Consider the following 23,706-nt stretch of genomic DNA (forward strand, 5'->3'; position numbering starts at 1 on the left):
ATTTTGACCAGACGCCCTCCCGCAACGAGAACAGCGCCGACCCGGCTCAGAGCAGCGCCATCTCGACCATTGTGGAGATGGCAGGTCTGACCGACCCGGCACTGATCAGTGCTGGAGGAAAGCCCGTGCGGATGATTCATGGGGTGAATGATCCAGGGGTGAAGTACGAGTATGCTCAACAGCTCTACCGGGTTTGTCAGGCCAACGGGGTGCCGGTGGTGTTGCAGTCGACGAGTGGTGGTCATGACATGTCCCCCTATTTTGGGGAGATCGCAGCGGGCACGCTTGAGTGGTTCAAGGCTTATCTGGTGGATGCAAATCCGACCTATTAGGAAGGAGCTATAACAAGAGCTTATTATGTAAGCGTGAGAGGGAATGATTGCTTCAGCGATTGTGTCGACAGCCACCGTCAGATCATGCAGGATTTAGTGCAAGCTATCTCACAAATTTACAAATCTTGATAAGCTTTCTCAGAGTTTTATTTGTTAAGTAGATTTATAAGTTACATATTTGTTGTATTATTGATAAATAGGTAGACAAAAAGTAATCCTTTGTAGTTGCTGTGTTTAATAGCGAGCAATTGCTGAATGCTTTGAGGTATTGGATTATAAGAGGAAGACTAAAAAATGTTCAGCCAAGTTGAGCTGAACATTTTTATGTTTTTAGAAACCGTCTAAAAAACATTGGTGCTGGTTAGGCTGATTGACACGCAGAACAGCGACTTTTTATTGGATTGATTCTGGCATGAGCATATTGCCTTTCTTACCTTTGTGTCATGCCACTACGTAGTGAATATCAGGAACTGGTTGATTTCTTTTCGGATTGCGAATTACCCACTGGTCCTCAACATATTAATAGTTACAGCGTTTTTCTGAATTTGTCTGGCGCGGTAAAAAACAATCTGCAACGCTTGTACAGCGAAGTAGAAGCCACTAGTCAATCTGCCGCCCGAATGCTTTTGGAAGTGATGCAGTGGGTAAAAAATCGCACAACGTAGTATATATGTGTTGCACAATTAGTAGTGCAACTGGTTGAGTTCACGGGCAGTGAGGATACGGTGTTTAAGTAGGGTAAGAAGTAAGACTCCACAAGCTTCCACAGCTTCGCCTTCAATCGGTGGTTGCCAGTTTCCCCATTCATCAGCTTTATAGACAACAGACAATATTCCATCTCGTTTTGTTAGCCGAAACGTGTAGGTATATTGTTTTCGGTCTAGCCTGGGGAAAAACACACCTTCTGGCAATTGTGTCAAAGGGTCATGCTTAAAGCTATCAGGCAAAACTGCCAGGAGCTCGACCAAGTCTGGAGCCGGACAAAGCAGAGATCGGGTTGCTACACTGTCTCTTTTAACACAGTTGATTAGCTTTCCAGGGTTTATTTCAGCCCATGCGTGCTCAGTAACAAGGCGAACGCCTTGGTTAAACAGCGCCTGGCTACTTTCAAATGAAAGGTATTTAGTCATGGATAGAGAATCAATAGAATACGATGCCAGCGGAAGCTAACGTAGCATCTGATTAATTACGTACAGGCATTTTTTTGTGCCATACTCTCTAACTAACCTTTCGATTGTATATCTGTTTTCCGTTCACGACCCAGGCACGCATTATCCCAGCTTCAATCAGCCACTTACCAGATCAATTCACTTGCTTTTACCGGCTCGCGGAATATCAGTTCGATATTAATCATCCTACCAAATTGAGATTCTAATTCAATCTGCATTGCCAACGCTTCCATATAAGTCTTGTGACGTGTTGTATAGGTTTTACCGTCAGCGAAAATCTTAAGTAGATAAGGATACATATAATTTGGTAGACACAACTACGTAATAAGGGTAAACAATAAGTCAAACGTAGACGCAAGCAGTAAGGTCAGATTGAGTGAAGAGGTTAGCTTTGTGTCTAGTTTTGACGGCAGCAATATAGCCAATGCACCCTATGTTGGCTGTTTATTAGATAATAAATTTACTAGTCGGTAACATGAGTAAATATATTATTAGTCACTACGTAAGTAGAGCCGAAATACCTTGTCCTAGGTATAAAAATGAAACAGCTGAAAATGAAATTTTCAGCTGTTTTGATTAAAAAGAGGAAGAAAGAATTCTATGTATTAAACGGTTTCTCTGATCAATACTAGCCTCATCAGTTCGCCCAGGGCTGAATCGGCCAGAGAATAATGAATTTCTTTGCCTTGACGTACGCTCTCCAACAAGCCCCTGTTTCTCATCCGGGTCAGTTGATAAGACAGCGTAGTCTGATCGACTTTTAAACGGCGCTGTAAGGCCGATACATTCATTGACCGTTTGTTAGCTAATAAGAGTATTAATCGTATCCGAAGCGGATGAGCCAGCGTTTTTAGAAGTTCAGCGGCTTGGTCGAAGGCTTGATCATCCGTGATATTAATTGGTTTGGATCGTGACGAGATTTCGGAAACAGGCTGTACAGAATCGATAAAGCTATTTACTTTAGTTCTCATTGTATCCTTATTAACCTTTAAGATAAGCGTTATGAGTCTTATGCCTGGTCGATTTGAAGAAAAGTCCGGGCTTTTATAAGCACTCCTTTTTCACTACGTACAACAGAAATCCAATCAGATACTATCTGGACTAGTAAAAGGTTAAAAAGTAACATTATTACTTAAAAAAAGGTAGCTTATACAGACTGTTCCAAGCTAAGATATAGTAGAACAGACACATAATTAGGTAGTCAAGTCTCCGTATTATGGGGAATGCAGAATTGGATTAATCTAAAGGAATCGTGCCATTAAAACTAAAAAAGCGGCTCCCGATTTATGGGACACCGCTTTTTACTGAAAGTATATAAAGTTTATACGGGCAGCAGCACACTAAAAATCGGTTGCTTCGGGGTCAGGCTCAGTGCCATCGTTATTGCCGAGCGTATCGCCATTGCCATAATTTAACGTATCAGGTTCCATTGAGCTACTACCCGAAGGAACTCCGGTTCCGTCCGGACCGCTATCAACATCGCCTGCTAAGTCGACGGGATTATAATCTTCATTTAGCATAATGCTCTCATCCGGCGTTTGAGCAGTGCCACCTGTATCTGGACGGAATGTCTGTGACTGCTCATTAAGCATAGCATCCTGATTTACATTTTCCATAAACACTTCTGTATTAGAATAAAAACTGAATACCTAAGTAACGGGATGAACGTAGCGGATGTTTAGCCGTTTTATACGTAAATCATTTTACGGGTCATTCCACCATCCACCACGAAATTCTGTCCCGTAATAAAATTGTTTTCAGGGGCAATCAGAAACAAAATCATCCGGGCGATATCGTCTGCCTGACCAACCCGACCGGCCGGATGCTGCGCATGATCTTCGGGGCGGAGTTCATCGGTTTTGGCTTTGGCCTTTTTCTTCAGCGCTGATACGTCAATCCAGCCGGGGCTAATAGCGTTGACACGTATATCGGGGCCCAGGCTAATTGCCAGTGAGTGAGTGAGCGCCAGAATTCCTCCTTTACTGGCCGAATAGGCAAACGTATCAGGCTCTGACTGAAAAGCCCGGGTCGACGCTATGTTGATGATGCTGCCTTTCTGAAGGGCCAGATGCGGTGCTGTATGTTTAGCACATAAGAAGGTTCCTGTCAAATTTGTGCCGATGACACGATTCCATTCGTCAAGGGTTAGTTTGTCGAGTGGTTTTTCAATCATAATGGCGGCATTGTTGATCAGCGCATCGATCTGACCGAAATGAGAGGCTGTCTGCTCTGCCGCTTTCCGGATGTTTGCCTCGCTCGATACGTCGCAGGAAACAAACATAATCTGGGCCGATGATGCTTTGAAAGCTTCCCGAAGTTCGGCCAGCGCGTCAGTATCCGATTCCCAGATGGCCACGCGGTAGCCATGTGTCAATAAATATTGGGTAACAACGCGACCAATGCCCTGACCCCCTCCGGTGATAATAGCTGTTTTCATACTAATTGGATAAATCGTATAAGGAAGAATCCTAACAACGACCAAACTACACGGATTGGTAACACAAATAAATAAAGATGGGTTAACTTATCCGTATCCTTATTTAACGGCCAAATAAGTACCGCTCTTAATTTTCGCTTCTCTGACGATATACTGCCGGGAAATTTTATAAAAAACGGGCAGTCTATCATCAGTAATCGTCTATTGGTTTCATGCTTCAAATTGCGTTTTCGCCGGTGTATCGGCTCCGATTACCAGAAGGGCATCGATTCCCGATGCTTAAATATGAATTGATCTACGAACAGTTGCTATACGAAGGCACCTGTACTGAGGCTAATTTTTTTGCGCCTGCCCCAGTTGATGACCATTGGGTTCTGGGTGTTCATACGCCACACTACGTCCACTTGCTCAAAACCGGAAACGTCGACCCCAAAATGATGCGTCGCATCGGCTTCCCATTGACTCCTGAACTTATTGAACGCGAGTGGATTATTACGCAGGGAACGATCGACTGCACCAAAATTGCTCAACGGGAGGGGGTTGCCATGAACATTGCTGGCGGTACACATCATGCCTATCCCGATCGGGGAGAGGGCTTCTGTTTACTAAATGACGTAGGTGTAGCTGCTCATTTTTTGCTTGAAACGAATCAGGTGAAGCAGATTCTGGTCATCGATTTAGATGTACATCAGGGAAACGGCACGGCCGTGATGTTTCAGCATGAGCCTCGAGTCTTTACGTTTAGCATGCATGGAAAAGATAATTATCCCCTCAAAAAAGAGAAGTCGGATCTGGATATTGAACTAGCGACCGGAACTGCTGACGAATTGTACCTAAACACGCTCAATGATACGTTGCCCGCCCTGATCCGACGAGTGCAACCCGATTTCCTGTTTTACGTATCAGGCGTCGATATTCTGGAATCGGATCGATTGGGTAAACTGAGCGTTAGTCGAGACGGGTGTCAGCAACGCGATACGTTCGTATTTGAGCAAGCCGTTACAAATGGGCTCCCAATAGTGGTATCAATGGGGGGAGGGTATTCTCCCCGGCTTGCCGATATCGTAGAAGCACACTGCAATACGTTTCGGGTGGCTTCAAGTCTATTCTTTTAGAGTTGTCAGGTTATAAAGTTGTGGAATTAAAAACTTAGGTTCGACAGACTTACAACTCCACAACTTTATAACTTTACCGCCTTATCATCGCCATATGAAGCAAAATATTGTTAAAACCCGCCTTAAAAATAATCAGCCGGTATTAGGCGTCCTTGCCAACAGTACTGACCCCACTGTTGCTGAACTCTGTGGTTTTTCGGGACTCGATTTTTATATGATCGATGGGGAGCATAGTCCTGTCACAACAGCACAGGTGCAGGAAATTGTGCGAGCCTGTGAAGTAAGCGGCATTACGCCTTTGGCCCGCGTTCGGGGCAATGAGCCCAAACTGATTTTGCAGTATCTGGACGTTGGGGTGATGGGTATCATGATGCCAGGTGTAAACAACGTAGCGGACGCTGAAGCTCTGGTGCAGGCAGTCAAATATCCTCCGCTTGGCCATCGTGGTTTTGGCTTTGTACGCGCCTGTGATTACTTACAGGGTACTATGAGTCAGGGCGAGTACGTAACCTTTTCGAATGAACAGACGCTCGTGTTAGCCCAAATTGAATCGAAAGAAGCCGTTGACAATCTGGACGCTTTACTAACCGTTGAGGGCATTGATGGCTTTATAATTGGACCACGTGATCTGGCGATGTCGATGGGTTATTACGACGGCTCCGGTCATGATGAGGTAAAAAGGACCATTGGGGGCGTTGTTGAAAAAATTAAGCAGGCAGGCTTAGTAGCAGGTACTTTAGCCACTTCTGGCGATCAGGCAAAAGCGCTGATTGATCGGGGTGTTTTATTCTGCATGAATACACTTTCCGGCCTGCTCAAATCGGCCGCTGGTGACTTTATGAAGGGAAGAGAGTAAGGAATAATGAATGAGTAGACGCCCTGCTATAGACTCAAAATAATTCATCGGCTATTAACTATCATTTATCATTTTTTCTTACCTTTGCACCCTCATTTCCAATTTCATACACACATGTACGCAATCGTAGAGATCGCAGGGCAGCAATTCAAGATCCAGAAGGGTCGCTCCATCTATACCCACCGGTTAGAGGGCGATGTGGACGCTGCACTTGCCTCCGACAAGGTGAAGGTTCTCCTTGTTGACAACGAAGGAAGCATCACTGTTGGTGCTCCAACCGTCGCAGGGGCGACAATATCGGCTAAAATCGTCGAGCATCTGAAAGGCGAAAAAGTTATCGTCTTCAAAAAGAAGCGCCGGAAAGGCTATAAAAAGAAAAACGGCCATCGTCAGTATCTGACGAAGGTTTTGATCGAAGACATTACTCTGTAAAACAGTTATAGAGTTATCTAGTCGTAAAGGTATAAGGTGATCTAGCGAACAAAACTTTACAACTCTATAACCCTGCAACTTTATAACTTACTAAAAAATGGCACACAAGAAAGGTGTAGGTAGCTCCAAAAACGGCCGTGATTCGATCAGCAAACGCCTTGGCGTGAAGTTGTTCGGCGGTCAGTCGGCCATTGCCGGCAATATCATCGTGCGTCAGCGCGGTACGAAACATCACCCCGGCAAAAACGTCGGTTTGGGTAAGGATTACACGTTGTTTGCATTAGTAGATGGTACTGTGAAGTTTCGCCCTGGTCGGGATAGTCGCTCTTACGTAGACATCATTCCAGCTGGTCCGTCAGCTGTTGAAGTGGCTCCGGTAGCGCCAGCGCCCACAACTGAGACGGCAGCTCCTGCAGAAGCGTAAACCTAATCGCTAAAATCAATGAACCCGCCTGACTGAGTCAGGCGGGTTTTTTTATGATGAAAAACTAAAAGAACAACGGTGCTGTTAACGTAGCAGCAGTAAGCCGCATTGGCGGCCCGGGGTAAACTATATAATTCATGAATTCTACGCTGAACCGTCCCGTTTCCATCTTTACAGAAGGAAGTCCTAATCCGAACTCAATGAAGTTCGTTGTCAATTTTGAGCTTGTGCCAACGGGCCTATCGTTCGACTATGCTACGCCGGGCGATGCGCTTCTTGATAGTAAAGCTTCTCCGTTAGCCGTCTCGCTTTTCGGTTTTGAGTTCGTCCGTCGAGTATTCATCTCGGGGAATTTCATAACCGTAACCAAAGATGACGAGACGGATTGGGACGACGTACTGTTCGAGGTTAAACTCTTTCTGAAAGAGTACTTCGGTGAACAAAAGCCCGTTTTTGCGCAACGGACGATGGACGCCAATACGACTAAGCTGGATATGGATTCCGAAACGGTGCAGAAAATAAAAGCTGTTCTGGACCAATATATCCGCCCGGCTGTGGAATCCGATGGGGGTGCCATTAGTTTTTATTCGTTTGATGAACCCAGTGGTACGGTAAAAGTATTATTGCAGGGTTCATGCAGTGGATGTCCATCGTCGACATTAACCCTTAAAGCAGGTATCGAAAACTTACTGACGCGATTAGTGCCAGAGGTAAAAACGGTAGAAGCGGAAGGGGTGTAAGCGCGTTGGGCATGGGGTACGGGGCAGAGGAAAAATTCTGAATACGCCCTCTGCCCCATACCCCATGCTCCATACCAGTCAATCAAAAAAGTCCGTCATTGGCAACCCCAATGGCGGATTTGCGTTTCTATACATACAAGGTTCTTTCATTCACCTATTCACTACATGAAATATTGGCTTATATCAGGCGGGTTTTTGTTTATTTCTACGATTGCTTCCGCGCAGAATCTGCTGGGGATTTCCACCAGTCGCTATGGAGGCACCAACCGACTTTACATTAATCCTGCTCTGGCAGCCGACTCGCCCAGTCGAGTTTTCTTGAATGGTTTTGTTGGAAATATTCACGCTGATAACAACTACGTTCGGTATCAGGCCCCTTTTTCGTTGTTACGTTTCATTACCGGAAATGTACCAGACCAGTATAAAAATCCTGATGGGTCTGTTCAGTTTGATGTAAACTATACCCGTGAGAATCTGGATGGTAGTCCTAAAAATGGAACCTTAATGGGTGAAGTTCGTGGGCCGGCGATACTGATCCGGCCGAGCGACTACTCTGCGTTTGCCGTTACAACCCGCTTTCGGGGCATCGGACAGGTTATTGGGGCGTCGCAATCGCTGCTTTCAGCACTACGTGCGGGGCTGGGCGATAAGGCATTATACAGCATTCCGACCGACAATAATAAGTTTAATCTCAATACCAATACGTATGCCGAACTAGGTTTGACCTACGCAGGTACGCTTTCTGAAAATGATGGTCAGAAACTGCTGCTGGGCGTAACGGCGAAAGTGCTGATTGGCTACAATGCCCAGCATTTTATCAACAGAGGAGCCAACTATCGGATAGTAGCTGACCCTAACAATCTCAATAATGCTTTCCTGGAGATAAATCAACTGGATGCTACGTTGGGGTATACAACATTTTTGCAAAATCGATCTATCTCACCCCGGACGCTGTTTAGCACTAATTCGCCCGGTCGTGGATTTGGCTTCGACATTGGAATGACTTACATCAATCAATACGATACCGACAGCCCGGCCCTGCGATTGGGGGTTGCACTGGTAGATGTTGGTGGATTGACCTATAAGGGGGAGCAGTATGACTACGCTGATATTGGACAAAACCCGGTTCGATTCACAAGCAGTGATTTTAGCCGGATTACAGGAAGTCTGGACGTACTGAGAAATGTTCAGGATAAGTTAAATACTGGACGTACTCCCGATAGGACCAGTTTTCGGGCCGGATTGCCTACATCTCTCAACGTAACGGCGGATTATCAATTGCCGGATGGCTTTGGCGTGAACGTAACGTACTTTCAGGATGTCCGGTCGAAAGAAGCGCTGTCAGTTCATCAGCCAACCATGCTGGCCGTAACCCCGCGTTATGATGCCCGCTGGCTTAGCCTGGCATTGCCAATCGCCTATATAAATCATGGTCTGTCAGCAGGAGCTTCGATTCGGGTAGGGCCTGCCTGGCTCGGCACCGATAATTTCCTGGGCCTGGTTGGCAATTCGTCTAATGGCATCAAACCGCGTGGACTCGATATTTACGGTGGGATTGCGTTTGGTATCGGTCGCGTCGAGGAAGACTGATTACGCAGTAACAAACGGGGGAGGTGAAGGTAGCGGCCTGGTATGAAAGCCGATCGGTACTACAATTAATCAGAAATCCGTATTTTTGATCAAAACCCGCCTATGAACCGGATTTTACAGGGCCTGTTATGACCGAACGAGCCACTTATTTTGATACTCCACTTCTTTACTTAAAAGGATTAGGGCCACAGCGGACAGAAATGCTCAACAAAGAGCTAAACCTGTTTACTTATGGCGACCTGATTCAATATTACCCGTTTCGCTACGACGACCGAACACGCTATTACACCATCAGCGAATTGATGGATTCGATGCCATCGGCGCAGATACGTGGTAAACTACGCGACTGGTTCATGGAAGGCGAGGGGCCTAAAAAACGCATGGTCGCTACGTTTACCGACGGTACGGGTTCCATGAGCCTGGTCTGGTTTCAGGGCATTACGTACATTGAGAAAACCCTCCGGCGCGACGGTGATTACATCGTTTATGGCAAACCCCAGTCGTTTAACGGCCAATTCAGTATTGTTCATCCGGAGCTGGAAAATGCCAATACTGCTGTCGAAAATGAACCGGGTTTCTTTCCGGTTTATAATCTCACGGAAAAGCTTCGCAAGCGTCATTTCGACAGCAAGGTTCTCGGTAAGGTTATGCGGATATTGCTGGAACAGTCCTGGTCACACATTCGCGAAACCTTGCCTGATTCATTGATTCAGCAATACCGGCTGATCGGTAAGCGGGAGGCTATGTGGAATATCCACCTGCCGCAGAACCAGGGCTGGTTGAAACAGGCGCAGCGCCGGCTGAAGTTTGAGGAACTGTTCTATAACCAGCTGCGACTGATCAAGAACAAACTGATTCAGAAAGAAGAATTTCCCGGACAGATTTTCCGCGACACTACGTTGCTTAAGCATTTCTACAACGATCTGCTGCCTTTTGAACTGACGGGTGCTCAGCAGCGGGTTATTAAAGAAATCTATGCCGATGTCCTGACGGGTAAGCAGATGAACCGACTGCTCCAGGGCGATGTAGGAAGTGGCAAAACCATTGTAGCTTTCATTTCCTGTCTGATGGCCATCGGAAACGGGGCGCAGGCCTGCCTGATGGCACCTACCGAAATCCTGGCCGATCAGCATTATAATGGACTCAAGCCCTTTGCCGATGCGATGGGGCTTAACCTGGGTATCCTAACCGGCTCAACCAACAAAAAACGGCGCGTCGCTTTGCACGAGGAGTTGCAGTCGGGCAAGATGCACATTCTGGTTGGCACGCACGCGCTGCTTGAAGACGTAGTGCAGTACAAAAACCTGGGCTTATGCATTATCGACGAGCAGCACCGCTTTGGCGTAGCGCAACGGGCCAAACTGTGGCGCAAAAATGAAGTAGTGCCCCCGCATATTCTGGTCATGACGGCCACGCCCATTCCGCGCACGCTGGCCATGACGCTTTATGGTAATCTGGACGTATCAGTTATTGATGAACTGCCAAAAGGACGTAAACCCATTAAAACCGTTCACAAATTTGACAAACATCGTTCAGAAGTTTTTGGGTTCATACGCCAACAGATCGAACTCGGGCGGCAGGTGTACGTAGTGTATCCATTGATCGAAGAGTCGGAAAAGCTCGATTACAAGGACTTGATGGATGGCTACGAAAGTATGCAGCGGGCTTTTCCAAGACCTAAATACGAGATTGGAATTCTGCACGGAAAAATGTTGCCTTACGAAAAGGACGACGAGATGAAGCGGTTTCTGAAAAATGAAACCCAGATTCTGGTGGCTACTACTGTCATTGAGGTGGGCGTAAACGTACCGAACGCCAGCGTAATGGTGATTGAGAGCGCCGAACGATTTGGTTTGTCGCAGTTGCACCAGCTACGGGGTAGGGTAGGGCGGGGCGCCGATCAGTCGTACTGTATTATGATGACTGGCTACAAACTCAGCAGCGACACGCGCACACGTATTGAAACCATGGTACGTACCAACAACGGGTTTGAGATCGCTGATGTAGATCTGCAACTACGTGGCCCTGGCGATCTGACGGGTACACAGCAAAGTGGAGTTATGGATTTAATGATTGCGGACTTAGCAAAAGACGCAGCTATCCTGACCGCAGCCCGTGAATCGGCACAGGCTATTTTATTGGAAGATCCTGAACTTTTGTTGCCCCAGCATGCGCCAATTCGCAATCACTTGGAAGGCATAAAGCAAACTGAAAATAATTGGGGACGGATTTCATAGGTATAATAGTATGTATCAAGCCTTAATAGAAGGTGATAGTATAATAACCTGTTTCAATAGGAATATTGTCAAAAAAAAGTTAAAATTTGATAAAAACTGCTAAGTATATACGCTTAAGTAATTGACTTTTAACGGGTGAAGTGCTTTTAAACCGTTAAAACTTATGCGAAAACAATTTACCTGCCCGAGGGGATGTAACATACGGGAAGATACCTTTCATTTATACGTGAATCGATCCCGATGGAATACGTTCCGTTTTGTACTACTGCTTAGCCTGATCACGTCAATTGGAGCTTATGCTCAAACAAGAGTTACCGGAAAAGTTACTGATGCTCAGGGGTTAGCGTTGCCAGGTGTGAGTATTGTTGTTAAAGGAACAACAACCGGTACTGTCTCATCATCTGATGGTGGTTATGCACTCAATGTACCTAGTAGAACGGCTACACTGGTGTATTCCTACATTGGCTTTATGACGCAGGAAGTCCCGATAAACAACCGTAGCGAAATTAATATTTCGTTAGCTTCCGACGACAAGATGTTAAGCGAGGTTGTGGTAGTAGGTTACGGTGAGCAAAAGAAGGAAACCGTAACGGGTTCGGTTGCTACCGTAAAAGGTACGGAATTGGTAAAGTCACCTGCCGTTAACCTGACAAACTCGATTGCGGGTCGGATGCCGGGCGTTATTGCTACGAACCGTAGTGGTGAGCCTGGCTATGATGGTGCGGCAATCCGGATTCGTGGTTCCAATACGTTGGGAAACAACGATGCGCTTATCGTTATTGACGGTGTGCCTGCCCGCGCTGGGGGTATTGACCGACTGAACCCGGCTGATATTGAAAGCATTTCAGTCCTGAAAGACGCGTCGGCGGCCATCTACGGTTCGCGGGCGGCCAATGGTGTAATTCTGGTAACGACCAAACGGGGTAAAACAGGTAAGCCTGAATTATCCTATAGTTATAACCAGGGTTGGGCACAGCCGACTGTTATTCCTAAAATGGCGTCCGCTGCTGAGTATGCACAGCTAAACAACGAAATTAACGCCTACAACCTGCCTGCTCAGTACTGGAAGCCGGCGCTTGATGCCTTCAACACAACGGGAACGTACACGCGCCCCGACAATGGTGCTATAGCGAAAGCCGCTTTTACACCTGATGAAATCAAGAAGTTTCAGGATGGCTCTGATCCATGGAAATACCCCAATACGGATTGGTTCAGTGATGCGCTGAAACCCTGGTCTCCGCAGTCGCGCCACACATTGCAGCTCAACGGTGGCGGTGAGAACATAAAATACCTGGTTTCGGCCAACTACCAGAATCAGGATGCATTTTATAAAAACTCGGCAACGGGTTATAAGCAGTATGACTTCCGCCTGAATCTGGATGCCAAGGTCAGTAAGCACGTTAGTCTGGTAACTGGTGTAGTTGGCCGTCAGGAAAACCGCTTTTTCCCAACTGTTGGTGCGGGCGACATCTTCCGGATGCTGATGCGTGGTTATCCCAACCGGCCTGCGTACTGGCCTAATGGCTTGCCTGCTCCCGACATTGAAAATGGTCAGCAGCCGGTTTTGGTCACGACAAGCGCAACGGGTTACGACCGCGACACCCGCTACTATCTGCAAAGCAATGCTACGGTTAACGTCACCAATCCATGGATTCCTGGCCTGAAATTCAGTGGTAGCGTAGCGCTGGATAAATACATTCAGCAAGGTAAGCGGTGGCAGACACCCTGGTACGTATACAGCTGGGATTACACCTCCTATGACGCGAACAAACAACCTGTTTTGCAGCGCGTACGGAAAGGGCCAGCGCAGGCAGAACTCAACCAGTACACTAACGACCAGTTCAACTCGCTGCTGTCAGGTATTCTGTCGTACGACCGGACCTTTGCCGGTGATCACGCCATTACGTTGCTGGCCGGTATTACGAAAGAGCAGGGGAACTCAAACGGCTTCTTCGCATTCCGGAAATACTTTGCCTCTACTGCCATCGATCAACTGTTTGCTGGCGGCAGCGCCGAGAAAAATTCGGGAAATAGCCCTACGCAAACCCCACTCTGGCAGCGTGCACGCATGAGCTATTTTGGTCGTGCTGCGTATAACTATAAGGAGCGGTATCTATTCGAATTCCTGGGTCGTTATGATGGGTCGTACATGTTCCCAGAATCAAGCCGGTGGGGTTTCTTCCCCGGCGTATCGGCGGGCTGGCGTATTTCCGAAGAAAATTTCTTCAAGAAAGCCCTGCCAGTGGTCAGCAACCTCAAACTGCGCGCATCGTGGGGGCAGTTGGGTAACGACCAGGTGTATTTTGGAAATCCATCGGTCTTGCGTGAATACGATTACCTGCCAACCTATGCTTACGGCGACGTAGTGAATGCCAACTGGGGGTACGTAGTCGGTAATCAGGTCGCGCAGACGCTTTACGAAAACGGCGTGCCAAATACGAGCCTGACCTGGGAAGTAGCCAATAACGCTAACCTCGGTTTGGAAGGGTCGCTGCTGAACGGAAAAGTATTCTTCGAGTTTGATGTATTCCAGAACAAGCGGTCGAATATTCTGTGGCGGAAAAGTGCTTCTATTCCCCAAACGACGGGTGCTACGTTACCCGCAACAAACATCGGAAAAGTTAGCAACAGCGGTTACGAATTTAACGTAGGTTACAACGGTCAGGCTGGCGATTTCAAATACAGTGTAAGCGTAAACGGTGGTTACGCGAAGAATACCATTACGTTCTGGGACGAAACTCCGGGCGCTCCTGAATGGCAGCGTTCGACGGGCAAGCCTATCCCGACGAACGTCAACGATCCGAACCAGCAGAATGGATCGCTGATGTACGAATACGATGGTATTTTCGCTACACAGGGTGATATCGACGCCAACCGAATTGATTACAGCGGAGTTGGCGCCAGCACACTGCGCCCCGGCGATATGCGCCTTAAGGATATCGACGGAAACGGTAAAATCGACGCTCAGGACCGGGTACGCGCTGATCGGAACAACCTGCCACGCTTCCAGGGTGGTATTAATGGAAACCTGCGCTGGAAAAATTTCGACCTGACAGTGCTGTTCCAGGCCGCAACAGGTGGACAAATCTTCCTGCAAACCGAGTCGGGTACGATTGGGAACTTCCTTAAGTATAACTACGATAACCGGTGGACGGTGGATAACCCAAGTACGGTTCATCCCCGTATCGTCGACCGCAGCAATCAGTACTTCTCTAACGGAACAACCTACTGGCTCAAGAGCACGGACTACATCCGTTTGAAAAACCTGGAGCTGGGCTATACGCTGCCTGCTACGGTGGCTAACCGAATTGGTCTGAGCAACCTGCGGGTGTATGTGAATGGACTGAACCTGGCGACTTATGCACCGGCTATGAAAGGCTTATTCGATCCGGAAGCCGCCGGCGGTAACGCACAGTACTACCCACAGTCACGGATCATTAACACGGGTCTATCTTTGAGCTTCTAATAAATGCGTTTAACGGTTGAGAATCAGCGTTTAATTGCGTTAGTAAAAACAATAGCAGACACTGATTCCAACCTTCAAATATGAATCCAATGAATCATACTTTAAAAAGCCTGATCGGGGGAGTGCTGCTGGGTACGACGCTGATCGGTTGTAACCACGACTTCCTAAATACGCAGCCCGTCGATAAAGTATCGGGTAGTGCAGTCTGGTCAGATGCCTCCTTATCAGACGCTTTTGTAACAGACGTTTATAATGGTCTGCGGGACGGCATTCTGGATCAGATGAGCTTCGACTGCCAGACCGACAATGCGCTTTATAGCTTCGGTAAGCAAGATGTAAACGAAGCCAACGTGAGCCCGTCTAATCTGGGAACCATCAAGAACACGATGGAATGGAGCGCGATGTACCAGCGCATCCGGGCCGCTAATATCGCATTGGCGAATCTGGCAAAGCCTCAGTTTGAAAACACGAACGGCATTGCTGACCGGATGAAGGGCGAAATGTATTTCCTGCGCGCCTATTATCACAATCAGTTGCTACGTTATCATGGTGGTATTCCGATCATTAAAACAGCCTACACGCTGAACGAACCGGACTTTAATGTCACTCGTAATACGTATGAAGAGTGTGTAAATGCCATCGTCAGCGATCTGGATTCGGCTGCGATTTTGCTCAAAGGCAAAACGCTGGCTGCCGGACGAGCAACGCAAGGTGCTGCTATGGCACTGAAAGCCCGCGTACTGCTCTATGCCGCCAGTGATCTGCACGACATTCCGACGGCCAAAGCTAAGTCGAGCGTAATCGCTGCTGCCACCAATCCTGAACTGCTGGGATACGTTAGTGGTGATCGTACTGCCCGCTGGCAGAAAGCTAAAGATGCTGCGAAAGCTGTGATGGATCTGAATCAGTACGGTTACAAACTCAATCTGACAGCGCCCGTTACGCCTGCTGAAGGTCAGCAGAACTACCTCAACATATCGTTATCACGTAACGGAGGAGAAGCAGACGGAATTTTCCTGAAATACTATATCCGGGCTTCGTTCGACGATTGGGGTTCCTGGTATCCACGTAACAACATGCCTAACGGTTATCACGGCTGGACATCCAGTCAGCCAACGCAGCAGCTTGTCGATAGCTATGAGATGATGGACGGCACGAAGTTCGACTGGAAAAACCCGACGCACGCGGCTGCTCCTTACGAAAACCGCGATCCCCGCTTCTATCAGTCGATCCTGTACGACGGAGCACAGTGGAAACCCCGGACGCCCGATGGCGCAGGTATCGACCCGGCTGGTCAGATTCAGATGGGCTTCTACGAAACCGGAACGGGTGGTGGAACGGTAACACCGTTTGCTGGTCTTGACACACGTAACAGTACGATCGAAAACTGGAATGGCACCTGGACGGGGTACGGTATCCGCCGGTTCATGGACCCCGATCCAACGCTGGTTGATATGAGCATCCGTCAGGAAGTTCCATCGATTCAGATCCGGTTTACCGAAGTTGTGCTGAACTATGCCGAAGCATGTATGGCATTAGGTCAGGAAGCTGAAGCAAAAACCTGGATTAACCGGGTTCGTTTCCGGGCAGGTATGCCAGCCATAACGGAATCAGGTGCTGCCCTGATGACTCGTTACCAGAACGAACGGAATATTGAGATGCTGTTTGAAGACCAGCGTTTCTATGATGTTCGGCGCTGGATGATTGCCCCGACTGCGCTGGGTAGTCAGGCAAAAATCATGGTGATTACCGGTAAACTCAAGCCAGGTAAGTCGGTGACAACTTACAAGTACAGTAAGGATAATTACAACTATACCTACAGCGTGCAGGATCTGGGTGTTGGTAAGGAGAATCGCAAGTGGAGCGATAAACTTTACTTCCTGCCAATCAGCCGGGATGAGATCAACCGGAACAACAAGCTGATCCAGAATCCAGGTTATTAAGTTAGGTATCCTGAATAACTCTTCAAAAAATGCCAGTACTTACGGGTGCTGGCATTTTTTGATTTATTTTTATAGAATTTATACATCAAAGCCTACCGTACGTGAAAACGATTGCTCGTTTCTTCTTCTTTTTGGGTGCTATATATTTAACGGGTTGCAAAGATTCGACCTCGTCCGAAAAAACGGCAGATACGGTCGGTCCACCACTCTTTACCTCACTCTCGCCCGACCAGACCGGCGTTACCTTCGCCAACAACCTGACCGAAGGTCTGAACACCAACGTATTGATGTACGAATATTTCTATAACGGTGGGGGCGTTGCTGTGGGTGATTTGAATGGTGACGGCCTGGAAGACTTATACTTTAGTGGCAACATGGTTCCCAATCAGTTGTATCTGAACCGGTCCACCCTAGGAAAGGGTGGTTTAAAATTCACCGACGTAACAGCCGCAGCAGGCGTAGCCGGGCGCGAAGGCCCCTGGAAAACGGGCGTGTCGATGGCAGATGTAAATGGCGACGGACGGCTGGACCTGTTTGTTGCCTATTCAGGAAGTTTGCCGCCCAACAAGCGGATTCCTCAATTGTTTATCAACAACGGTCCTGATGCGCAGGGCGTCCCGCACTTCTCCGAGCAGACAGATGAGTGGGGTCTATCCAAACCGGGTCAGACCACACAGGGCACATTTTTCGATTACGACCGGGATGGCGATCTGGACTTGTTTCTGCTAAATCATAACCCTCGTCTGTTGCCCGTTCTCGATCCGGGACCTACGGCGGCCCTGATGCAGCAAGGTAATCCCGAAATCGGTGTGCGGTTGTTACGTAACACGGGGAAGCGTTTTGAAGACGTAACGGAAAAAGCAGGCCTAAGCAGTTCGGTATTGAGCTATGGACTGGGGCTTGGCGTATCCGACTTTAACGGCGATGGCTGGCCCGATTTTTATATTTCCAACGACTATACCATCCCCGATTATCTCTACATCAACAACCGGAACGGAACGTTCTCTAACCAATTGAAAAACAGCGTTCGGCATACGTCACATTTCTCGATGGGTAATGACGTAGCAGACGTGAACAACGACGCCCTCCCCGATATTCTGACGCTTGACATGCTGCCCGAAGACAACCGGCGGCAGAAACTTCTGATGGCACCGGATAACTACGAAAAGTTTGATCTGGCCGTGGCATCGGGTTTTCATTACCAGCACATGCGAAATATGTTGCAGCTCAATATGGGCAGTGGTAGTAAAACGCCCTATGCCCAAACCCCTATGCCCACCACGCCAATTTTTGCGGAAACCGGCCAACTGGCGGGTATTGCGAATACCGACTGGAGTTGGGCTCCGTTACTGGCTGATTACGACAATGATGGCTGGAAAGATCTGTACGTAACAAACGGCTACGTCCGCGACTATACGAACCAGGATTTTTTGAAGTTCATGACCGATTATATGCAGAACCGACCAACCAACTTTAGTCGCGAAGACGTCCTGCAACTGGTGCATAAAATACCATCGTCGAACGTAATGAATTACATGTTTCGCAATCGGGGAGGAGATTCGGCGGGCGACGTAACGTTTGCTAATGTTGGTGCCACCTGGGGCCTGACGCAGGCGTCCAACAGTACAGGAGCGGCCTACGCCGATCTGGACAATGATGGCGATCTGGACCTGGTTGTCAACAATACGAATCAGCCCGCGTTTATTTTTCAGAACGAAACCAGCAAGGAGCGGAAACATCATTATTTAACGATCAAGCTCGTCGGCAAAGGTGCTAATACGCAGGGCATTGGCACCAAAGCGACACTGTATCAGGGCGGAAAGCAACAGTACGTTGAGCAGATGCCCATGCGTGGCTACCAGTCGAACGTATCGCAACGACTGCATTTCGGACTAGGTAACAACGCCACGATTGACTCACTACGTATCGTCTGGCCAACGGGTAAAGTTCAATTCCTGACGAACGTAAAAGCTGATCAACTCCTGACGGTTCAGGAGAAAGATGCCAACGCTACGTATCGGGCTCCAAAAGCCGCGCCTTCGTTGTATCAGGAGATAAAATCACCGGTAGCGTTTACTGATCCTGTCAATAAAACCAACGATTTCAAACGCCAAACCCTGCTGGTCAACGCACAGTCATTTGCGGGGCCGTGTCTGGCAAAAGCCGACGTCAACGGCGATGGTCGCGAGGATGTATTCGCGGGTGGAGGCAATGCACAGGCAGGAGCGTTGTTTGTGCAACAGGCAGATGGACAATTTAGTAAGCGTAGTCAGCCTGCTTTCGAAGCCGACAAAGCGAGCACCGATACCGACGCCATTTTCTTTGATGCCAATGCCGATGGTTTCCCCGATCTCTACGTAGTCAGTGGCGGTTATGGCGATTTTCAGACCGACGATCCGCGCTTGCAGGATCGGCTTTATTTGAATGACGGAAAAGGAAATTTCACCAGGAGCGCCAATGCATTACCCGTACTACGTTCCAGCAAAAGCTGCGTTCGGGCAAGCGACGTAAATGGCGACGGTAAACTGGATTTATTTGTTGGCGGGCGTGTAGTACCGGGCCGTTATCCCGAAACCCCGCAGAGTTATCTGCTGATCAATGATGGAAAAGGACGCTTTACCGATCAGACCGCCAACGTAGCACCGATGCTGTCGAAAATCGGGATGGTGACGGATGCCGCCTGGGTGGATCTGAACGCCGATAAAAAGGCCGAACTGGTTCTGGTGGGCGAGTGGATGCCCGTTACGGTACTGAGCGTTGAAAGCGGCAAATTAACCGACCAGACAAAAACGTACTTTGAAAAAGAGTACCGGGGCTGGTGGAACAAACTGCTGGTCGATGATCTGAACGGCGACGGTCGGCCTGATCTGGTGGTGGGCAATCAGGGTTTGAATACGCAATGCCGCGCCAGCGACAGCGAACCCGCTGAACTGATTTACAAGGACTTTGATAAAAACGGCAAGATTGATCCGATTCTCTGCCTGTATGTGCAGGGCAAAAGCTACCCGCACGCTACCCGCGACGAACTGCTTGAGCAGGTGGGTATGCTACGTCATCGGTTCACGAACTACGATAGCTATTCCAACGCTACGTTAACCGACGTATTCAAACCGGAAGAACTCCAGGATGCTGAAAAACTGACCGCCAATGAGCTGAAAACCATGTATTTTGCCAGTACGCCAGCAGGAAAGTTTACCGAAAAATCCTTGCCGCTGGCTGCCCAGATTTCTCCGATTTTCACCATTACATCGCTGGATTATAATCGGGATGGTAAAAAAGATATGTTGCTTTGTGGCAATACGTCGCAGGTGCGTCTGCGATTTGGTCGGTCCGATGCCAATTACGGATTGCTGTTACGTGGCGATGGTCGGGGTGGATTTACGGCGATGCCGCAGTCGCAATCTGGATTTCAACTCACAGGCGATGTACGTAGCGTTTTAGCCATGGGCAATACGTTATTGTTTGGCATTAATCAGCAGCCGGTTCGGGCGTATCAGTTACGATAAATAAATTGCTGGATTAACCACAGAGTTATCGAGATCATTAATGAAGTAATCTTTATGCCTCTGTGGTTAATCTGTTTAGCAGACTAACTAATATGACCTATTCCATTTCTGAAAATGGGTTGATTGGCAGCGATCAGCAGTGGCCCGAACCCCCGACAGACGGGATTCTGGTACCCGATCGGGTGTTTCAGTTACTACGTCGGTTTGCATCGGAATCCGACCAGGCCGACATACTGCTGACGTTTACTATTCAGAAAGGGCGGGAACTGATTCGAGTACGCAACTACGTTGGGCTGCTGCCGCTTTCGGCAGGAATACATCTCGAAATTCTGCCGAAAATTGAGCCACCTGCCAATCCGCGGTCACTATTGCTCAATATGCTTCGGTATGTTCGTTATAGCCCGTTTCGTACGCTTAAGACAGCCCATACGAGCGCTACGTATCTACCACTTTGGGACGTGTTCGTGCGGGCATTTCTGGATACAATCGAGCCGATTGTTCAACAGGGAATTCAGCGGGCTTACGTAATGGTCGAACGTAACGAACCGTTCTGGAAAGGAAAATTTCAGATCGCCCGACAACTCCGTGAAAATAATCACCATGCCGAACGACTCGCCGTTGCCTACGAACGACTGACTGCCGACGTAGCCGCCAACCGGGTGCTGAAAACAACCTTGCTGTATGTGTATCACCAGACAGAAAGTGCTGCCAATCAGCGTCGTATTCAGCAATTTCTGGCCACGCTGGAAGATGTGCCGGTTGCGGAATCAATACCGGATGATCTGAAAGCGATTCGCCGAACCAGCCGACTTTTTGCCCGCTACGAACCCGCGTTACGTTGGGCAGAGGCCCTTTTAAGCCACCAGGGATTTGGTGCCAAAGCTGGTCAGATGCCCAGTTTGTCGCTGCTGTTTCTGATGGAACGGGTCTTTGAAGAATACGTAGCGTATGGCATCCGAACGTACTGGCCCGAAGCGGGTAACGTAACGGTGCAGGAGTCGTCGGCGCACCTGGTAGACGAACATATTGGAGTGCCTAAGTTCAAACTTCGCCCCGACATGTTGATCCGGCATGCTGACAAAACGTTCGTACTGGATACGAAATGGAAAGTGGTTAACGGTCAGGATAAGAAAGGCAATTATGGCATCGAGCAGGCTGATTTATATCAACTTTATGCTTACGGAAAGAAGTATGGCGCCAACGATCTGGTTCTGATTTATCCGGCTAATACTACGTTCCAGCAACCGCTTGCCGTATTTGATTATGATGCTACGATGCGCCTGCACGTAGTGCCATTTGATGTAACCAGTTTGCAGGCAAAAGAAGTAGAAAAATTAGCCGCGTACGCTTTATCGTTTCAATGAGTTAGATTTATAAGCCAGCTTATTGTAAAATCGCCTGTCATCCATTCTACTGCTATTCATGCCCCTTATTCTGACGTTACTTGGTATTCTGACGCTTGTTTTTTTAGTCGCTTTTGTTCGTTTAGACACTTTTATCTCGTTCGTGCTCGTATCGCTTGGCATTGGGCTAGCGTCGGGGATGGACGTAGCGGCTGTCGGGAAGTCGATTCAGACGGGGATTGGCGGTACGCTGGGCGATCTGGTGCTGATTATCGGTTTCGGGGCTATGCTGGGTCGTTTAGTTGCCGAAAGTGGGGCCGCTAAGCGAATCACCAATGTACTGATTGGTTTGTTTGGCATCAAAAATATTCGCTGGGGCCTGGCTCTGGCGGGTTTTGTGGTCGGAATTCCGCTGTTTTATAATGCCGGTTTCATTATCGTAGCGCCGTTGATTTTCACCATTGCCGCTTCGTCCCGGCTTCCGTTATTATCGATAGCGGTGCCTATGTTATCGGCCTTGTCGGTGGCACATGGTTATTTGCCGCCCCACCCATCGCCGTCGGCTGTTGCGAGTCAGCTCAACGCCAACATCGGGCAAACGCTTCTGTATGGGCTTATCGTAGCCATTCCGGCGATCATTATTGCCGGGCCGATATTTGGTAAAACGCTCGTAAACATGCGCGTAACAAATGACAAGGAGATATTTGACATTGAGGAAGTGCCCACGACGAATTTGCCGGGTGCAGGAATCAGCTTTTTTGTGTCGTTACTACCCGTTTTGCTCCTGACCACCTTTGGCCCGCTGAAAAGTGCCTTACCCGATTCGTCGCCCTTAAAAACGGCGGTTGTACTGCTTGCTGAACCGTATATCGGTATGCTGGTGTCAGTGCTGGTGGCTATGTATTTCCTGGGCATTCGGCAGGGGCAAACCATGAAAGCCATCACGAAAGACCTCGAAGAAGCAGTAAAAGCGGTCGCGCCGATCTTGCTGGTTATTGCCGGAGCCGGAGCCTTGAAGCAGGTTTTCAGCGATAGCGGCACCAGCAAATACATAGGTAGCCTACTGGCCGATGCCGCCATTCCGCCCTTGCTGCTGGGTTGGGGCATTGCCGCTTTTATTCGCGTGTGCGTGGGTTCGGCCACTGTCGCGGGCTTAACAACGGTGGGTATTATTATGCCGCTGCTGCAATCGCAGGCCATAAAACCTGAGCTGATGGTGCTCGCCATTGGTTCTGGAAGCCTGATGTTTTCGCACATCAACGACGGTGGTTTCTGGCTTTTCAAAGAGTACTTCAACCTGACCATCGGGCAAACGATACGTACCTGGTCGCTGATGGAAACCATCGTTTCTGTCGTCGGGCTGCTGGGTGTGCTGGCGCTAAATCTGGTTGTATAAATCGTCTGCTTCGCGCGTTTTATTGTTTGGAATCGTTTAAAAAATCATCCGTGAAATGCTTTTTTGACTTCGGTTGCGAAAACTTATCGTCATTATACGCTTTTGATTTTCCCCTGGGTATCGAAAGGGATTGCCAGTCATTATCGCAAACCATTTTGCCAATAAACACAATCTGGCCGATGTGATACGGATAGTGCGCTAACTGCCGGTTGATGGCTTCGAGGACAGTATGGCCCATATTTCGGATGTAGGCTATTTTGGTCAAATCGGCTTCCGTCAGCGTGTTCAGCGCATCAAAGAGGCAATCCCATCCTTCCTTCCATCGGGCGAGTAGTTCCTGTCGGGTTGTTATATCGTTCTCAAATTCAGCTTCCCGATCCCGCCATGCTTTTTCGCCATCGGTAGTTAAAAAATCGGTCCATCGCGACAGCATGTTGCCCCATAGATGTTTGACGATGGTTGCAATGCTGTTGCTTTCCGAATTGTATTGCCAGAACAGCGCGTCGTCAGGAAGCTGCTCAATGGTTTTCTCGCCGAGCATTTTGTAGTACTCAAATTGCTTTCTGGCGCTCTCCAGATAATCATTTTCCATAGGAGTAGAAGCGTTTTCGATGCGTATTAGAATAAAATTGTTCAGGTAAAATCGCCGATTTTTTTCAAAAAAATTGTGGTGTTGTGTGTGGTGTGGTGTGTTCAAAAACCACACTAAAGCCCCCCCCT

General features: G+C 48.3%; 19 protein-coding genes. 14 read left to right on the forward strand and 5 right to left on the reverse strand.

Annotated elements, in window-relative coordinates; genetic code table 11:
- Together ACOJS8_RS18520 and ACOJS8_RS18525 are read left to right on the forward strand one after the other, a co-directional pair.
- Positions 1-332, forward strand: a 332-nt coding sequence (locus ACOJS8_RS18520; RefSeq protein ID WP_420150033.1) for a hypothetical protein, incomplete at its 5' end; no start/stop codon positions are given.
- Between the two features lie 443 nt (positions 333-775).
- Positions 776-997, forward strand: coding sequence for a DUF6965 family protein (locus ACOJS8_RS18525; protein WP_420150034.1), 222 nt, complete (start codon positions 776-778; stop codon positions 995-997).
- An 18-nt stretch (positions 998-1,015) separates the two neighbouring features.
- Here the strand turns inward: ACOJS8_RS18525 and ACOJS8_RS18530 are convergent, their stop codons facing one another.
- From ACOJS8_RS18530 to ACOJS8_RS18545, 4 genes are all read right to left on the reverse strand, one after another.
- Complete coding sequence (locus tag ACOJS8_RS18530; RefSeq protein WP_420150035.1) at positions 1,016-1,462, reverse strand: hypothetical protein; 447 nt, start codon at positions 1,460-1,462, stop codon at positions 1,016-1,018.
- A gap of 644 nt (positions 1,463-2,106) precedes the next feature.
- The gene (locus tag ACOJS8_RS18535) at positions 2,107-2,472 is read right to left on the reverse strand and encodes an ArsR/SmtB family transcription factor (RefSeq protein WP_420150036.1); all 366 of its coding nucleotides are present in this window, start codon (positions 2,470-2,472) and stop codon (positions 2,107-2,109) included.
- Between the two features lie 369 nt (positions 2,473-2,841).
- Positions 2,842-3,117, reverse strand: coding sequence for a hypothetical protein (locus ACOJS8_RS18540; protein ID WP_420150037.1), 276 nt, complete (start codon positions 3,115-3,117; stop codon positions 2,842-2,844).
- Positions 3,118-3,188: 71 nt separating this feature from the next.
- The gene (locus ACOJS8_RS18545) at positions 3,189-3,938 is read right to left on the reverse strand and encodes a glucose 1-dehydrogenase (protein ID WP_420150038.1); all 750 of its coding nucleotides are present in this window, start codon (positions 3,936-3,938) and stop codon (positions 3,189-3,191) included.
- Between the two features lie 212 nt (positions 3,939-4,150).
- Between ACOJS8_RS18545 and ACOJS8_RS18550 the strand changes: the two genes are divergently transcribed.
- The 12 genes from ACOJS8_RS18550 to ACOJS8_RS18605 all read left to right on the forward strand — a co-directional run bounded on the left by ACOJS8_RS18550 (position 4,151) and on the right by ACOJS8_RS18605 (position 22,986).
- On the forward strand, positions 4,151-5,053 hold the full coding sequence (locus tag ACOJS8_RS18550) for a histone deacetylase (RefSeq protein ID WP_420150039.1): 903 nt from the start codon (positions 4,151-4,153) through the stop codon (positions 5,051-5,053).
- Between the two features lie 94 nt (positions 5,054-5,147).
- Complete coding sequence (locus tag ACOJS8_RS18555) at positions 5,148-5,909, forward strand: HpcH/HpaI aldolase family protein (RefSeq protein WP_420150040.1); 762 nt, start codon at positions 5,148-5,150, stop codon at positions 5,907-5,909.
- A 114-nt stretch (positions 5,910-6,023) separates the two neighbouring features.
- Positions 6,024-6,341, forward strand: a complete 318-nt coding sequence (rplU, locus tag ACOJS8_RS18560) for a 50S ribosomal protein L21 (protein ID WP_420150041.1) — start codon at positions 6,024-6,026, stop codon at positions 6,339-6,341.
- 97 nt (positions 6,342-6,438) lie between these two features.
- Positions 6,439-6,765 (forward strand): 50S ribosomal protein L27, encoded by a 327-nt coding sequence (gene rpmA / locus ACOJS8_RS18565; protein ID WP_420150042.1) that lies wholly within the window; start codon positions 6,439-6,441, stop codon positions 6,763-6,765.
- A gap of 137 nt (positions 6,766-6,902) precedes the next feature.
- Positions 6,903-7,505, forward strand: a complete 603-nt coding sequence (locus tag ACOJS8_RS18570) for a NifU family protein (RefSeq protein WP_420150043.1) — start codon at positions 6,903-6,905, stop codon at positions 7,503-7,505.
- 165 nt (positions 7,506-7,670) lie between these two features.
- A complete protein-coding gene (locus tag ACOJS8_RS18575; protein WP_420150044.1) occupies positions 7,671-9,095 on the forward strand; it encodes a DUF5723 family protein in 1,425 nt (474 codons plus the stop codon).
- A gap of 128 nt (positions 9,096-9,223) precedes the next feature.
- Positions 9,224-11,332 carry an ATP-dependent DNA helicase RecG gene (recG, locus tag ACOJS8_RS18580; RefSeq protein ID WP_420150045.1) on the forward strand — a complete coding sequence of 703 codons (2,109 nt, stop codon included), beginning with the start codon at positions 9,224-9,226 and terminating at the stop codon, positions 11,330-11,332.
- A 163-nt stretch (positions 11,333-11,495) separates the two neighbouring features.
- A complete protein-coding gene (locus tag ACOJS8_RS18585; RefSeq protein WP_420150046.1) occupies positions 11,496-14,798 on the forward strand; it encodes a SusC/RagA family TonB-linked outer membrane protein in 3,303 nt (1,100 codons plus the stop codon).
- A gap of 89 nt (positions 14,799-14,887) precedes the next feature.
- Positions 14,888-16,741 (forward strand): RagB/SusD family nutrient uptake outer membrane protein, encoded by a 1,854-nt coding sequence (locus tag ACOJS8_RS18590; RefSeq protein WP_420150047.1) that lies wholly within the window; start codon positions 14,888-14,890, stop codon positions 16,739-16,741.
- A 101-nt stretch (positions 16,742-16,842) separates the two neighbouring features.
- Positions 16,843-20,247 carry a VCBS repeat-containing protein gene (locus tag ACOJS8_RS18595; protein ID WP_420150048.1) on the forward strand — a complete coding sequence of 1,135 codons (3,405 nt, stop codon included), beginning with the start codon at positions 16,843-16,845 and terminating at the stop codon, positions 20,245-20,247.
- 92 nt (positions 20,248-20,339) lie between these two features.
- Entirely contained in the window at positions 20,340-21,611 is a 1,272-nt protein-coding gene (locus tag ACOJS8_RS18600) for an McrC family protein (RefSeq protein WP_420150049.1), read from the forward strand.
- A gap of 58 nt (positions 21,612-21,669) precedes the next feature.
- Entirely contained in the window at positions 21,670-22,986 is a 1,317-nt protein-coding gene (locus ACOJS8_RS18605; protein WP_420150050.1) for a gluconate:H+ symporter, read from the forward strand.
- A 19-nt stretch (positions 22,987-23,005) separates the two neighbouring features.
- On the opposite strand, the gene ACOJS8_RS18610 is transcribed toward ACOJS8_RS18605, so the two are convergent.
- Entirely contained in the window at positions 23,006-23,578 is a 573-nt protein-coding gene (locus tag ACOJS8_RS18610) for a DUF1572 domain-containing protein (protein WP_420150051.1), read from the reverse strand.
- Positions 23,579-23,706: the final 128 nt, after the last annotated feature.

The organism is Spirosoma sp. (assembly GCF_048594605.1).
Classification (GTDB): domain Bacteria; phylum Bacteroidota; class Bacteroidia; order Cytophagales; family Spirosomataceae; genus Spirosoma.